Annotated in this window: 13 protein-coding genes and 2 riboswitches; of the genes, 9 read left to right on the top strand and 4 right to left on the bottom strand. The window is 48.7% G+C overall.

The window, feature by feature from the left end:
• Positions 1-59 precede the first annotated feature (59 nt).
• From gnd to rimI, 5 genes are all read left to right on the top strand, one after another.
• The gene (gene gnd, locus TOCE_RS09540) at positions 60-956 is read left to right on the top strand and encodes a phosphogluconate dehydrogenase (NAD(+)-dependent, decarboxylating) (protein ID WP_013276646.1); all 897 of its coding nucleotides are present in this window, start codon (positions 60-62) and stop codon (positions 954-956) included.
• A gap of 141 nt (positions 957-1,097) precedes the next feature.
• A riboswitch (FMN riboswitch) is annotated at positions 1,098-1,229 on the top strand.
• Between the two features lie 66 nt (positions 1,230-1,295).
• Entirely contained in the window at positions 1,296-1,913 is a 618-nt protein-coding gene (locus TOCE_RS09535) for an ECF transporter S component (RefSeq protein WP_013276645.1), read from the top strand.
• A 318-nt stretch (positions 1,914-2,231) separates the two neighbouring features.
• Positions 2,232-2,690: a tRNA (adenosine(37)-N6)-threonylcarbamoyltransferase complex ATPase subunit type 1 TsaE gene (gene tsaE / locus TOCE_RS09530; protein WP_041424235.1), complete on the top strand. Its 459-nt coding sequence runs from the start codon at positions 2,232-2,234 to the stop codon at positions 2,688-2,690.
• Positions 2,687-3,400, top strand: a complete 714-nt coding sequence (gene tsaB, locus TOCE_RS09525) for a tRNA (adenosine(37)-N6)-threonylcarbamoyltransferase complex dimerization subunit type 1 TsaB (RefSeq protein WP_013276643.1) — start codon at positions 2,687-2,689, stop codon at positions 3,398-3,400. Before tsaE ends, tsaB begins: the two co-directional genes overlap by 4 nt.
• The gene (rimI, locus tag TOCE_RS09520) at positions 3,387-3,857 is read left to right on the top strand and encodes a ribosomal protein S18-alanine N-acetyltransferase (RefSeq protein ID WP_013276642.1); all 471 of its coding nucleotides are present in this window, start codon (positions 3,387-3,389) and stop codon (positions 3,855-3,857) included. Before tsaB ends, rimI begins: the two co-directional genes overlap by 14 nt.
• Positions 3,858-3,960: 103 nt before the next feature.
• Here the strand turns inward: rimI and tsaD are convergent, their stop codons facing one another.
• On the bottom strand, positions 3,961-4,974 hold the full coding sequence (gene tsaD / locus TOCE_RS09515) for a tRNA (adenosine(37)-N6)-threonylcarbamoyltransferase complex transferase subunit TsaD (RefSeq protein ID WP_013276641.1): 1,014 nt from the start codon (positions 4,972-4,974) through the stop codon (positions 3,961-3,963).
• Between the two features lie 155 nt (positions 4,975-5,129).
• Between tsaD and TOCE_RS09510 the strand changes: the two genes are divergently transcribed.
• Together TOCE_RS09510 and TOCE_RS09505 are read left to right on the top strand one after the other, a co-directional pair.
• Positions 5,130-5,663 (top strand): DedA family protein, encoded by a 534-nt coding sequence (locus TOCE_RS09510; protein WP_013276640.1) that lies wholly within the window; start codon positions 5,130-5,132, stop codon positions 5,661-5,663.
• A 210-nt stretch (positions 5,664-5,873) separates the two neighbouring features.
• A complete protein-coding gene (locus TOCE_RS09505; RefSeq protein ID WP_013276639.1) occupies positions 5,874-7,601 on the top strand; it encodes a PEP/pyruvate-binding domain-containing protein in 1,728 nt (575 codons plus the stop codon).
• Positions 7,602-7,649: 48 nt separating this feature from the next.
• On the opposite strand, the gene TOCE_RS09500 is transcribed toward TOCE_RS09505, so the two are convergent.
• From TOCE_RS09500 to TOCE_RS09490, 3 genes are all read right to left on the bottom strand, one after another.
• Complete coding sequence (locus TOCE_RS09500) at positions 7,650-9,830, bottom strand: YcdB/YcdC domain-containing protein (protein WP_013276638.1); 2,181 nt, start codon at positions 9,828-9,830, stop codon at positions 7,650-7,652.
• A gap of 145 nt (positions 9,831-9,975) precedes the next feature.
• Positions 9,976-10,266: an EscU/YscU/HrcU family type III secretion system export apparatus switch protein gene (locus TOCE_RS09495; protein WP_013276637.1), complete on the bottom strand. Its 291-nt coding sequence runs from the start codon at positions 10,264-10,266 to the stop codon at positions 9,976-9,978.
• Positions 10,267-10,293: 27 nt separating this feature from the next.
• Positions 10,294-11,220, bottom strand: a complete 927-nt coding sequence (locus tag TOCE_RS09490; protein WP_013276636.1) for a hypothetical protein — start codon at positions 11,218-11,220, stop codon at positions 10,294-10,296.
• A 155-nt stretch (positions 11,221-11,375) separates the two neighbouring features.
• Positions 11,376-11,479: riboswitch (purine riboswitch) on the top strand.
• 59 nt (positions 11,480-11,538) lie between these two features.
• Here TOCE_RS09490 and TOCE_RS09485 point away from each other — a divergent pair.
• Together TOCE_RS09485 and TOCE_RS09480 are read left to right on the top strand one after the other, a co-directional pair.
• Positions 11,539-12,876 (top strand): NCS2 family permease, encoded by a 1,338-nt coding sequence (locus tag TOCE_RS09485; RefSeq protein WP_013276635.1) that lies wholly within the window; start codon positions 11,539-11,541, stop codon positions 12,874-12,876.
• A gap of 198 nt (positions 12,877-13,074) precedes the next feature.
• Entirely contained in the window at positions 13,075-14,193 is a 1,119-nt protein-coding gene (locus TOCE_RS09480) for a DUF362 domain-containing protein (protein ID WP_013276634.1), read from the top strand.
• The last annotated feature ends 58 nt before the right edge of the window (positions 14,194-14,251 follow it).

Below are 14,251 nucleotides of genomic sequence, written 5' to 3'. Positions count from 1 at the left end.
TTAGAAATGCGATGCTTAATTTATTTATCACATTTAATTTAATGTATGGGGGTTGAAAAATGGAGATAGGATTAATAGGAATTGGTAAAATGGGATATAATCTTACACTTAACTTATTGTCAAAAGGATATACAACAGTTATATATGACATCGACAAAGAAAAATTAAAGGGTTTAGACAAAAAAGGAGCAATTTTTGCCGAAAGTATTCAAGATTTAGTTAGTAAATTAAATAAAACAAGAAAGATATTTTTATTACTACCAGCTGGAGAACCCACCAATAATGTTATAAATGAATTAGTTAAATATTTAGATGAAAACGATATCATAATAGATGGTGGTAACTCGCATTATAAAGATTCGATTGCAAAGTATGAAATGCTCAAGAGGTTGAATATTAATTTTTTAGATTGTGGAATAAGTGGCGGCGTAAGTGGAGCGCTAAATGGAATTTGTGCAATGGTAGGTGGAGATAAAGATGTATTTGAAACTTGCGAGAAAATTTTTAAAGATATCTCTGTAGAAGATGGCTATTTATATACTGGAAGAGCTGGAAGCGGACATTTTTGTAAGATGGTACATAACGCCATAGAATATGGTATGATGCAATCAATCGCAGAAGGATTTGAAATGTTATATAAAAGTGAATTCGACTTTAAATTGGATAAAGTGGCAAAAGTTTGGAATCATGGTTCTGTTATCAGAAGCTGGTTGATAGAGTTATTGTATGATGCCCTATCTAAGGACAATAAGTTAACAAATATTAAGGGTATTATGAAATCGACTGGAGAAGCTCAATGGGCTGTAGAAACAGCTTTGGAAAAGGGTATTCCTGTACCTATCATCGCACTATCCTTATTTATGAGATACAGATCGTTAGAAAATGATACATTCTCAGGCAAAATTGTAGCTGTCCTAAGGAATCAGTTTGGTGGACACGAGCTTTACTACTTATAGGGAAAAGATCCCAATCCGTCCTCTCTATGAATGAAGTATAACAATAGCTCTGAGGATTCAACAACAATAGTCGCTTTTTTCACTTGAATCTGAAAGAATTATGTGGTATACTAATCTACAGAATTTAATAAGATCGAAGGATCAAGCCTTCGGGGCAGGGTGAAATTCCCGACCGGCGGTGAGCCTTTATGGCGAGCCCGCGAGCCCTTTAAAGGGGTTGACCCGGTGAAAATCCGGGGCCGACGGTTAAAGTCCGGATGGGAGAAGGCGATAGTGGCGATGTGAGATTAAGCCCCGGGGGTTTGTCCCGGGGTTTCAAATTTTACAGGAGGTGTAAGTATGGATGCATTAAACCAGTCCGGAGCAGCGACATGGCGCGAAACCAGAAATATTGCTAAGGTTGCGGTGCTCGGAGTGATGGCCTTTTTGATAATGACCTATCTTGAGTTTCCGCTGCCGCTATTTCCCGAATTTTTGAAGATGGACCTGAGCGACCTGCCGGCACTGCTCGCCGGTTTCGGGGTAGGGCCCTGGGCGGCGGTGGCGGTGGAGGTGCTCAAGAATATCCTGCACGCCATTTTCAAGAACCAGACCGCTTTTGTGGGAGAAATCGCCAACCTGCTTACGGGCACACTTTTTGTGGTGCCGGCGGCCCTGCTGTACTCGGTGAGGAAGACCCGGACGAATGCTATACTCGGAATGGTGTTTGGTACGGTCATAATGACCCTGGGCATGGCCCTGGCCAATTACTACGTTTTTTTACCTCTGTATGCGAAGGTCTTCAACATACCCCTGGAAGCAATTGTAGGTATGGGCAGCAGCGTCAACTCCAGAGTGGTAGACCTCAAGACGCTGGTAGTATACAGCATCGTGCCCTTCAACCTCATAAAAGGCTTAATACTGACGATAATCACAATGCTGATCTACAAAAGAGTTTCGCCGATATTGCATATATAAAGTCACGGTAAATAAAAGGGCTGTCCCTAGGCGCGTGCTGGACTGTCCCCTGTCAAGTAGACAGTGGAAATAATAAAAATTCCACGTAAGGCACCAATCCAAAATGATTGGTGCTTTCTTTATGCTGCATACCGGCAAGATAGTTGCGATACTCCATTGGTGTCATGCACCCCTCTGTCTACTACAAGGGGAGCATATCAATTTTGGGACAGCTTTTTTACTTGTGTGTTAAACAAATTTATCTGTTTTTACCATCAGGCATTTTGCGATATAATGTATATGTAACACAATAATACGAATGGAGAAAGAATGAGGGAAATGAAAGCGATTTTTGAAACAAACGGTGTGACGGAAACCGAAAAGCTGGGCGAAGCCCTGGGTAAACTGCTTTCGCCCGGGGACTGCGTGGCTCTAAAAGGAGACCTTGGTGCGGGTAAAACGGCCTTTACCAGGGGTATTGCAAGAGGGCTGGGTTCCATCGATTACGTGACGAGCCCCACTTTTACGATAATAAACGAGTACGGGGGCGATATACCCCTGGCTCACATGGACGTTTACCGGCTTTTGGACGCCGTTGAACTGGAAGACATAGGGTTCAGGGATTATCTTAAAAGCCATGTAGTGGTGATGGAATGGGCCGATAAGGTGACGGATATCCTGCCGCCGGAAGTGCTCTGGATAGAATTCGAAATCCTGGACTATAAAAGGAGGAGAATAACCTTTACGGCAACGGACGGGCGGTACGAAAAAATAATACGGGAGTTGAAGCGGCAATGAAGATTCTGGGAATAGATACATCTTCCACGGTGGCTACAGCAGCGCTGCTTTCCGAGGAAAGGCTGGTGGCCGAATACGTCCTGAACAACCGGCATACCCACCTGGAAAAACTTATTTCAATGATAGACAGGCTGCTTACCGATGCCGATACGGAATTGAAGGAGCTGGGCGCCGTAGCGGTGGCTGTAGGGCCTGGGTCCTTTACGGGTATCAGGATAGGAATGGCCTGCGCCCAGGGGCTTTCTCACGTTTGCAATATACCTCTCGTGGGGGTTAATACCCTGGATGCCCTGGCGTACAATTTGATGCACTGCGGTGACCTCATATGCCCCGTTGTCGATGCCCAGAGGGGAGAGGTTTATACCTGCCTCTACCGCTGGGAAGAGGGGGAGCTGAAGCGTCTTTGGGATTATGAAGTCATAAGGGTGGAAAGGTTGATAGAACGCCTGCTGGAACTGAATAGCAGGACGATTCTGGTTGGAGACGGTGCGGGCCTTGTGACTTCCGCGCTGCCGGAAGGACTGACTGCGGGGGAGAAAATCACCGTTGCCCACCGGATCTTTGCCATGCCCAGGGCTTCTTCGGTGGCTGCGGCGGGGCTAAATGATTTTCTTAGCGGCAAGACCTGCAACTGTTTTTCCATCAAACCCTTTTACATGAGGAAATCGCATGCGGAGGAGAAATGGGAGGAGAAATATGGAAAATGCTGAACGGGAAAAGGTTACCATTGAGCTGATGAAGCTGGAAGATCTGGACCGGGTGATAGAGATAGAAAAGCTAAGCTTTACCAACCCCTGGTCCAGAAACGCCTTTGCCGCGGAGCTGACGGACAACCATTTTTCCACCTACATAGTGGCAAAGTTTAACGGCAGCGTAGTGGGTTATGCCGGGATGTGGCTGGTTGTAGACGAAGCCCACGTGACCAATGTGGCCGTCTTGCCCGAGTACCGGGGAAGGGGAATAGGGGAACTCCTGATGAGGTCTCTAATGGATATTGCCCGGGGGAGCGGCGCCCGCAGGATGACCCTTGAAGTGAGAAAGAGCAACTACGTTGCCCAGAACCTATATTCAAAGCTGGGGTTTGAGCCCATGGGCATAAGGCCCGGCTATTATTCCGATAACCGGGAAGATGCGGTCATAATGTGGGCGGATTTGTTAGAAAAGTAAATTTTTCCACATATCCACAGAGTTATCCACAGAAAAAACTTAAAAACCGTCCCTTGTACCCAACTTATTCACAATATCCCCAGATTTATTTTCCACAAGATCATCAAAAAAGCCTCAAGTTTGCATAGGCGTCAAGAAAAAGATCCGAGGAGAACCCCTGCTTGTACCTGTAGTAGCCTGCGCACGCTATCATGGCGGCGTTGTCGGTGCAGAGTTTGACCGGTGGGAAGCGGACCTCCAGGTCACCGCCGGTCCTATTCAGCAGTTCCCCTCTAAGGCGGCTGTTGGCCGCGACCCCTCCCGCCAGCGCTATAACCTTCGAATTCACCCGCTTTGCCGCTTCCAGGGTGTTTTCCACCAGGGCAGTTACTACCGCTTTCTGGAAACTGGCCGCCACATCTTCTACTTTTACCTGGACACCCCTTTGCCTGCTGTTGTTGAGGAAGTTTAACACCGCCGACTTGAGCCCGCTGAAGCTGAAATCCAGGGCGCCGTCCTTTATGTGTGCCACCGGAAACGCGATGGCGTTTTCGTCGCCGGATTTGGCGATTTTATCGATCAGCGGCCCGCCGGGATAACCCAGGCCCAGGGCCCGAGCTATTTTATCGAAGGCTTCGCCCGCAGCATCGTCCAGTGTTCTGCCCAGCACTTCGTATAGCCCGTGATCCCGCATGTGTATAAGGTGCGTGTGTCCTCCCGAAACCACCAGGCAAACGAAGGGAGGTTCAAAATCGTTTTCAAGGAAGTTGGCGTAAATGTGCCCCTCTATGTGGTTTACACCTATGAGGGGTTTCTTTATCGCGTAGGCCACGGCTTTTGCGTAGGACACCCCCACCAGCAGGGCTCCTATGAGGCCCGGACCGTTGGTGACTGCCACCAGGTCCACGTCTTTGAACCCTACGCCGGCTTCCAGCAGGGCCTTTTCGACGACGGCGCAGATCGACTCCAGATGCTTTCGTGAAGCGATCTCGGGCACGACGCCGCCGAATCTCTCGTGCCATTCAGTCTGCGAGAGTATGATATTGGAAAGGATATTCCTGCCGTCCGTCACTACCGCCGCCGAGGTCTCGTCGCAGGAGGTCTCGATGCCTAGAGTGATGAATGAGCCGTCTTTCACTTTTGCACTCTCCTTTCTAAATCAATGTTAACATACCGGAGCGACGGGTGCAATTTTTGGATTATTGGAGAATGTTTTACCCCAATTTTTTATAGTTTATTTAAAAAAAGGGAAAATAAAAAAACGGAAATAAATAAAATTTTATGGTGGTAGCCATGAACACCCTTGGATCTGAGTTATATGAGGCTGTGCTCGATTACGGTTACGTCGCCATATTCTCGATACTGGCCTTCGAAGGCACAGGCATGCCCGCGCCGGTACAGGTGGTTTTTCTGGCGGCGGCCTTCCTCATAAAAAAAGGTAAAATCTCTTTCTGGAAAGCGGTACTCACCATGGCTCTGGGGAACCTCTTGGGAAACGTGCTCGCGTATTATGCCGGCCGGAAAAAAGGGAAACCTTTTTTCGACAGGTACGGGAAAAAAATCAAGCTATGGCGGGAAGGTTTTGACCGGATAAAGGAGTGGTACAGGCGCTACGGCGGCCTTGTAATCGTGGGCAGCCGCCTGATAGGCATTCCCCGAACACCGGCTGTCTGGGCCTCGGGGATCATCGGGATCGATTTCAGGGTCTATGTGATTTATAGTTTTCTCGGAGATTTTTTATGGGCAGCTTTTTATACTTTTTTGATGTATAAAGGCCTTGCGCTGCTACCCATGATCGGGCGGCTTATTTCACAGCTACGCTCTTAATAAAAAAGTAAGAGCCCGCAATGACCTACGCTTCAGCTATCAGGGATCTCTACATAGCCCGCTGCAACCTTTCGGCTTCATGGGACCATTACAAAACCCCGTGAAGGGATCCTGAAGTCTTGGATCGGCCATTGCGATTGCCCCGGTGATGGATATATATTCGCATTCCAAAAACTTTATATGTACTTTAAATTGTAGGAGGTGGTTTAAATGACAAAACAAAGGAAGGATAAGCTCAAAGAATATATAGCTTTCGATCCGCTTCAAATCGAGGGGGTTAAACGGAGAACCCTTGGTGATGGCACCATAGGCGGAAAGGCTAAAGGTTTTCTCTATTCAAAGATAATTCTGCAGGGAAAAAGCGATGAGATTTTAACAAATGTGATGTTCCCTCAGAGCTATTTTATCGCGACCAGCGTGTACGAAGAATTTTTAGAAAAAAATGGCATTTATAAAATTTTAGAGGAATCATCCCAGGATCTCGAGAGGACCCAGAGAGCGATCATGGAAGGGAATTTTTCCGATTATGTAAATGATTTTCTGAAACGGGTATTGAGCGTTATGAACTGTCCGCTGGCTATAAGGTCATCTTCGATGCTGGAGGACAGTGTCAAATATTCCTTTGCGGGTAAGTATTTTACCACGTTTATATCCAACAGAGGCAGCGAAAAGGAGAGACTGCAAAAGCTTACCGATGCCATAAAACAGGTCTACGCCAGCACCTTCGGTAAAAACTCGGTGGTTTACAGAAAAAAGCACGGGCTCGAAGACGAAAAGATGGCGGTTATTATTCAGGAACTCTTCGGAAAACAGAGGGGTGACGGCTTTTACCCGGAAATAGCAGGCGTAGGTTTTTCGCAGAACTACCGGCGTTTTACCGAGAGGATAAGAAAGGAAGACGGGGTCGTCCGCATGGTGTTCGGGCTCGGCACCAGGAGCACCGGAAGGGGATATGCCAGGACCTTTTCTCTGACAAACCTGGAGTTAAGGCCCGAAGGCAACAACGCTCAGGAAATAGCCAAGTATTCTCAGGAGACCTTTGACATGCTCAATCTGAAGACGGGGAAGTTAGAATCGTATAATATCAATGAGAGGCTTGACCTGATACCTTATCACAGGAGTTTCAACAGGTTGTGTTCCCTGTATTCCGCAGCCGAAAACATGATAAAAGACATTCCTCCAGTCATAACCTCTCTCAGCGCGGGTGAAAAGCTCATATTTACATTCGACAGATTCCCGGCTTATAAACCGCGATTTTTCAGTTTGATGAAATATCTTTTTTCGGTGCTCGAAGACGCTATGGGGATCGCGGTGGATGTGGAATGGGCTTATGAGCCGGAAGACCCCAGGTTCGCCCTTATTCAGGTGAGGCCCCTGTCAAGCTTGGAAGAGTACCGGAAGGTTAGGATTCCCGAAAAAATAAAGAAGGAGGATATCATCCTTGCCGGCGACCGGATGTTGACCAACGGTATGGTGCAGGGCATCAAATACCTGGTGTACGTCGACCATGACGAATTCCACAAAAGCCCTGATAAATACGCCATCGCCAGGGAAGTGGGCAGGGTGAACGAAACGCTGGCCGGTGAAAGATATATCCTGGTGGGGCCGGGACGGTGGGGTTCCAGTAATCCGGTGCAGGGTGTCCCCGTAAACTACAATGAGATATGCAACTGCGGCGTGCTTATTGAAGTGGGCATCCAGAGGAAGAGATTCACACCGGAGCTTTCTTACGGCACCCATTTTTTCGCCAATTTGGAGCTGGACGGTATCCTCTACATACCGGTTTTCGACAGCATCGAGACCAATATAATCAATTTTGACTGGTTCCGGAATGCATCGAGAAAAGCCACCGGCCACAGGGCGGTTTGGATTTATGAGGGGGAATTCGATGTTTATCTGGACGGGGACAATATGAAGGGGATTATATTGAAAAAATAAAGGCGGGTTAAACAAGCGCTAGCCCGTTTAACCCGCTTTTTTTAAACATTACCTTTCCGTGTTCATAAAACGCACCAAGACAACAGCAGCCTGGGCTCTTGTAACCGGGACCTGCGGCAGGAATCTGCCGGAAACGCCCTTGATCAGGCCGAGACCCATGGCGATGGCTGCATGGCCTCTGTAAACGGGATTGACCGACGCGCCGTCTTCCGCTTTGATAACGTATGTATCCTGAAGGGAAGCGACCCTGTCATACCCCATGGCTCTCACCAGGATTGCCGCCATGAGTTCCCGCGTAATGGGACCTTCACCCTGAACCTCGCCTTTTTTAACAAACCCCGCCCTGACGGCGGCGTCGATTATCTTTTCGGCCTCTTTGCCGTCCTTTTCTGGCGGTGTGGGGATTCCGTATTTGAGCATAAGCTCCCGCGCCGTTTCAACCGGGTAATTACCGGTGGCGGCAAGCATCATTTTAAGGAATTCGGCGGCGGTGATTTTTTCGTCGGGGCCGAACTTTTCGCCCTGCGAATCGATGATGCCCATATTTACAAGCAATTGCACTTCCTTTTCGGCCCAGTGGCCTCTAATATCGGTGAACTCGGGTTTGGGCTTTTCCTCGATGGGATTGCCGGCATAATCCAGGGGCTTCATGTCGAAGGCGTCGAAGGTGTACGAGGGCGACGGGTTGACACCGTATACGAGCCTGTATCCACTACCGCTCCTTTCGGATTCATTGAACCGTATGTATCCCAGCTGCAGGCCTACTTTTTCGAGGAAGAGGTCTTGGGCCCGGTCTTTATCTACGACACCTTTAGGCTCGGGGAAGGTGGCATCGGACCATCTGCTGTAATAACTTAAGATCTTGCCGGTCCGGGCGTCGACGGTTACACTGAAACCGTTGTCCGGGAAGGGTATTCCGTTGACCTGCCTTGTGTAATTAAATACGAATTCTCTTGTTTTTTCCGGAACCGGCTGCTGATTTTCAGGGTTTTCGAGTTTAACCATCAAGTGCTTTTCAGGCTGCACCTTTTTAAGGAAATCATTTGCTTTTTCCTCGGCTGCTTCCCGATCGATGTTCTGCTTAAAGTCATCTCTGTAGCGCGAGCTGTCGTATATATCGAAACTCAGGAGTTCCGAGGTCGATGCGTCAACCCGGGCGTTTATTGAGCCGTAATCTTCGGGCTTTCCGGAATTTTTCTCCCAGCTGATGCTCCACACCCTGCGCCCGGGGTTGTCGTAATCCTCGTAAAGCCCTGCATACCGCTGCTCGTAATTACCGGGTATTTCCACGTATTTTTTTACGACCTCAACGGCTTTTTCCTTGGGGATCAATTTTTTTGCAGCATCCAGTTCCTTCTGTTCCTGGGGCGTCAGTTCATCCAAAGCCCGCTTGGCTTCTCCGGCTCCGTAGCCGTCAAAGAATACGGGATTCCCGTTGGAATATCCCTGGCTCAGCTCCTCTCCGGTGAAGGCGTCCACGTAAAAGCTGTTGGGATTATTGACCTGATATACCAGTTTAACCTTTTGCTCTCTTGTTTCGTAATTGTAAAACCGCCTGTACATCAAAGTCAATCCGGATTTTTCAAGGAATACCTTTTCGGCATCCTCTTTGGGTAAAATTTTTTTCGGAGACGGCAGTGCTTCAAAGGTCCACTGGAAGCTGTAGTTGGTGACTTCACCGGTAAAGGCGTCTACGGTGATGTTAAAACCGTTGTCGATTACAGGGATACCCTCGTAAACTCTTTCAAAATAAAGGTGATACTGGCGGGTGTGAACGTCGATCAGTGGCCTTACCGGGGGGGCAACCTGCCTGCGGTAGACGGTCATTGCAAATTCTTCAGGCTGAAGCTTTGTCGCAAATCCTTGAGCAATCTTTTTCGCATCCTCTTCGGAAATCTTAGGCAAAAGGGTACCTTTTCGAGTATCTTCGCCGGAGTAATTGGAGAGGTGTTTTATGTATCCCCTATCGGCGTCCACCGTAACGTAGAGCCTCTTATAGGGCTCTTTGGAGGTACTCCAGTTTAGATTCCACATCCTGCCTTCGGATGTTTCACTATAGTCTATAGAAAATTTGTCATAGATGCTGGTGTCGAAAAACTTTTTTACGAGCTCGACGGCCTGCTCCTGTGAGAATTTCGGATTTTCACCGGCGAAAGTAGAAGCGGGAAAGGTCGAAAGAAAGAAAAGAAGGATAAGCGCCCATGCAAAAGGGGCCTTGAATCTTTTCATAATGTTTTCCCTCCCTGATATGATATTAAGGTACGTTTTCTGGAACTTTCCATCACCTCCCTTTATGGAAATTATAACATTATTTAAAAAAATATTTCACAATTTTATGTTACAGATTTATTACAAGGAAATACGTAAAGAATTCTTAATCAAGAGTCTCTTTAAAATCCCTATCCAGCCGGTATATGAAGGCAAGAATTTCTGCGACAGCTCTGTAGAGTTCGGGTGGGATTTCAAGTCCGACTTCCACCGAAAGAAGGGCCCCGGCCAGTTCCGGGTCAGTGTGGAGGGGAATGCCGTGTTCCTTTGCTGTTTGTATTATTCTTTCGGCGGTTTCGCCCCTGCCCGAAGCCACCACCCTGGGGGCTCCATCTTTTTCGGGGTCGTATTTTAAAGCAACGGCTTTCCTTTGAGGAAATTTTTCCCTTTCACTCACGCTAGCCTCTCCTTTTTACGGTTTTATTCATACGGTTATGTCCACGCCGCTGTTGATGCCGGAGGGATCAAGGTCCTCGAAAAGAAATTTATCGATGTCTACTTTTTGCCATTTCCACCGGAGGGATTCGACCACCAGGGAGCGAGGGATCTTCTCCCTTATGTCCTCGTATCTTTTCCTCGCAATATCCAGCTTTTCCCTATCCTCGAACACCAAACTACCGTCTATGACTCCCTTTGAATAAGTAAGATTCACAAGAATTCTTCCCAGGCCTGCTATGTTGACCAGGAAAGAAAGGTTAACGGGCGGTGACCCTTGGCGTTCTTCCCGCCGCCTTTTTACCTTTAGCAGTATATTTCCGAAAAATGGATGACCAACAGAGAAAAAGGCCACCTTTACGTCTTTAAGGTCGGCGTGGGCCGCATTCAGAACCTTCAGCGCTATCCGGATGAAGGTGCTGGGCTCCGCAGCTTCCCGGGCAGCGGAACCGGGCTTTTCTTCTACGGCGTTATTCCAAAGATCCCCGGTCGAACGGGGCAGAATCTCGTCTTCGAGGGTCGGGTTTTCACGGGGGCGGTCGATTTCCTCGACCAGTTTTTCAATGACCCGGGAAAATATTTTCAGCCGGTTTTGGGTTATGGGGATGTTGAGTTTGGACAGGGTAAGAATGGGCAAAAGGTCCCTCCCGGCAGGAGTAGCGGCCGGGGGGCGGTGGGTTGCTTTATCCTGCCGGTTTAGTACTTTAAACACGATCTGGTCAGCTGAGAACCGGACCGGTTTCAGGGTGAGGGTCTGACCTTCCGCAAACCCGAGGTCGGTCCTGGCTAAGATCCTTTCGCCATTTATGTCGATGATATAGCCGCCTTCAACTTTTTTGCATACCACGGCCCTGCAGGCCGTGTCTACAGAAGCCGAAAGATTAGGGCTCGGGCCTTCAACCATAAAGGTTTTCATAGCTCTTCCACCTTTTGCTGTATTTGCCTAATATTATACAAAAATTTTTCCATTTAAGATACAGTAAATAAGCGAACATTCATGAAAATTTATTAATAAATGTTCGATTTTATATTGACTTTTTGAGCTGTATCTGGTAACATACAGGTATCAAAAAAATATTAACGTCTACCCCCTATATAATTCCGGGAATATGGCCCGGAAGTCTCTACCGGGTGGCCGTAAACCACCGCAGGCTATAGGGGAAAGTTTCTTTTCCCCGTAGTCGGGGACTTTTTGTTTTTTGCTGGGGGAATAATAAAACGTGGAGGGATACATTTGAAGGACGAGATGGCAATTTACAGCAAGTCATCCGGTAATCTGATGGACAGACTCTTTAACCTCTCCGAAAGCGGAACCGATGTCAGGACTGAGGTCACCGCGGGTCTCACCACTTTTGTCACGATGGCCTATATACTCCTGGTCAATCCGATAGTCCTCAAGGATGCGGGCCTGGACCAGGGAGCGGTTTTTATGGCCACCGCCCTGGCTGCCGCCGTTTCGACTATGTTCATGGGGCTTTACGCCAACTATCCTTTCGCCCTTGCGCCCGGTATGGGCCTCAACGCTTTCTTCGCCTACGTAATGGTAGGAAAAATGCAGATTCCCTGGCAGACCGCTCTTGGTGCGGTATTTATCTCGGGTATAATCGCTGTAATCGTTACGCTGACCGGCCTCAGGGAGATGCTTATCAGAGCAATTCCGCTGCCGCTGAAGCACGCAGTGGGTGCAGGTATAGGGCTTTTCATAGCCTTTATAGGTTTTAAAAACGCGGGCATAATAGTTTCAAATCCAGCTACTTTCGTGGATCTGGGCAACTTCAAAGACCCGGGCACCCTGCTCGCTACCATCGGCCTTATAGTTACCGCGGTCCTGGTGGCCCGGGGAGTCAGGGGCGGGATGCTCCTGGGAATAATAATAACCACCATAATCGGGATACCTATGGGGATTACCAAATTGCCGGGGTCTCTTATCTCCGCACCCCCCAGCATGGCGCCGGGGCTTTTAAAGCTCGATATAGCCGGAGCCCTGAAGTTCTCGATGTTTCCGGTGATATTCTCCCTTTTCTTTGCCGACCTTTTCGACACCATCGGTACCTTCGTCGGGGTTGCCAGCCGCACCGGCATGATAGATGAGAAGGGCAATTTAAAGAATGGCAACAGGGCTCTGCTTGCCGATTCTCTTGGTACCGTCATAGGTTCACTGCTGGGCACCAGCAACACCACCACCTATGTGGAAAGCGCCGCCGGCGTAAGCGTGGGAGGCAGGACGGGCCTCACTTCGGTGGTTGTATCGCTGCTTTTCATAGCCAGTATATTATTCTCGCCCTTAGCGCTGGCAGTACCGTCCCAGGCCACCGCTCCGGCCCTGATAATAGTGGGCATTTTTATGGCGAGCAGCCTTAATGAGATAAAATTCGATAACTTTTACGAGGCTTTTCCCGCCTTTATCACCGCCGTGCTCATGCCCCTTACCTTCAGCATATCGATGGGGCTTGCTGTGGGCTTCATATCCTATACCCTGCTGATGCTCCTGTCCGGCAGGGGTAGGGAGGTCCACTGGATGATGTACGTGCTCACGGCAACCTTCGTGCTGTATTTCGTGTTCGTAAGATAAAAGGAGTGCTGTAGAGGAACTGTAAGCCCGCACCGCTAGGTGATATGCTCCCCTCTGAAGTAAACGGTTTTTATTATTTCAACTGTCTACTTGACAGGGGGCAGTTCACTAAGCGGTGCGGGCTTAAAATTTGTATATTCTTTGCAGCGGAATTGTGGTAAAATCGAATCTGAGATATGCTTTTTGGGGGGGATTTCCATGAGTGCAAAAGTGTATTTTTACAGCATGCGCGCAAAAAAGCGTTCCCAAAGCCTTTCAGCGAAGGTCACGAAGCTCTTCGATGCCGCTGGATTTAAAAGCATCATATCCGAAAACGACCTTGTGGCGATAAAGATTCATTTCGGAGAAAAGGGAAACAACGCTTACATAAACCCAATATTCGTCCGGCAGGTGGTGGAAAAGGTTAAAAATAGCGGAGGCAAACCTTTCCTGACGGACACGAATACCCTCTACAAAGGTTCCAGGAGCAACGGCGTTGACCATGTTGTGACCGCAATTGAAAACGGTTTTGCGTATGCAGTGGCCGGGGCCCCCGTGGTTATCGCCGACGGTATTGTGAGCAAAGACTCAGTTGAAGTTAAGATAGGGAAAAAGCATTTCGAGACTGTGAAGATCGCATCCGGGATTTATTACGCCAATTCCATGATTGTCATGTCCCATTTTAAAGGCCACGAGACGGCGGGTTTCGGCGGGGCCATAAAGAACCTGGCCATGGGATGCGCCCCTGCCGCTGGCAAGCAGCAGCAGCACTCCACATTGAAGCCCTTCGTGGATAAAAACTGCAGGAAGTGTCTATCCTGTATCAAAAACTGCCCCGAGGAGGCGATTTCGCTGGTAGACGGGGCGGCGTATATAGATCCCGAAAAATGCGTCGGCTGCGGCGAGTGCATCTCGATGTGCTACTTCGGCGTGATTAAACCCCAGTGGAAGACCGATAACCGGGAGTTCATTGAGAGGATGACCGAGCACGCCTACGGAGCCTTCCTCACAAAAAAAGGCAAAATAGCGTTCATGAACTTCGTGATGAACGTAACTCCGCTGTGCGATTGCACCCCCTGGAGTGACGCACCGCTGGTGCCCGATGTAGGCATCCTGGCGTCGCTGGACCCGGTGGCCATAGACCAGGCGAGCTACGACCTGGTAACGAGCCAGCACGGGCACAGGAACAGTGCTCTGGGAGAGGCAGGTAGGGGTTTCGAACCCGGTGAGGATAAATTCGCTGCCGTTCACCCGGAGGCCAATGGCCTGGTGCAGCTGGAATACGCCGAAGAACTAGGGATGGGCACCAGGAAATACGAGCTGGTGGAGTTAAACTAGAAGACAAAATAAGAGCCGTGCCTATGGCACGGCTCGTGCTTATAACAGGGCTTAGCAC

The sequence above is a fragment of the Thermosediminibacter oceani DSM 16646 genome (assembly GCF_000144645.1).
Taxonomy (GTDB): domain Bacteria; phylum Bacillota; class Thermosediminibacteria; order Thermosediminibacterales; family Thermosediminibacteraceae; genus Thermosediminibacter; species Thermosediminibacter oceani.
The sequence above is the reverse complement of the archived record's forward strand: the minus strand, read 5'-3'. Positions and strand labels throughout refer to the sequence as shown.

Excerpts from the sequence above, each read along its gene's own strand:
- gnd (WP_013276646.1), top strand. The coding sequence starts at position 60 with ATGGAGATAGGATTAATAGGAATTGGTAAAATGGGATATAATCTTACA.
- TOCE_RS09535 (WP_013276645.1), top strand. The coding sequence starts at position 1,296 with ATGGATGCATTAAACCAGTCCGGAGCAGCGACATGGCGCGAAACCAGA.
- tsaE (WP_041424235.1), top strand. The coding sequence starts at position 2,232 with ATGAAAGCGATTTTTGAAACAAACGGTGTGACGGAAACCGAAAAGCTG.
- tsaB (WP_013276643.1), top strand. The coding sequence starts at position 2,687 with ATGAAGATTCTGGGAATAGATACATCTTCCACGGTGGCTACAGCAGCG.
- rimI (WP_013276642.1), top strand. The coding sequence starts at position 3,387 with ATGGAAAATGCTGAACGGGAAAAGGTTACCATTGAGCTGATGAAGCTG.
- TOCE_RS09510 (WP_013276640.1), top strand. The coding sequence starts at position 5,130 with ATGAACACCCTTGGATCTGAGTTATATGAGGCTGTGCTCGATTACGGT.
- TOCE_RS09505 (WP_013276639.1), top strand. The coding sequence starts at position 5,874 with ATGACAAAACAAAGGAAGGATAAGCTCAAAGAATATATAGCTTTCGAT.
- TOCE_RS09500 (WP_013276638.1), bottom strand. The coding sequence starts at position 9,830 with ATGAAAAGATTCAAGGCCCCTTTTGCATGGGCGCTTATCCTTCTTTTC.
- TOCE_RS09490 (WP_013276636.1), bottom strand. The coding sequence starts at position 11,220 with ATGAAAACCTTTATGGTTGAAGGCCCGAGCCCTAATCTTTCGGCTTCT.
- TOCE_RS09480 (WP_013276634.1), top strand. The coding sequence starts at position 13,075 with ATGAGTGCAAAAGTGTATTTTTACAGCATGCGCGCAAAAAAGCGTTCC.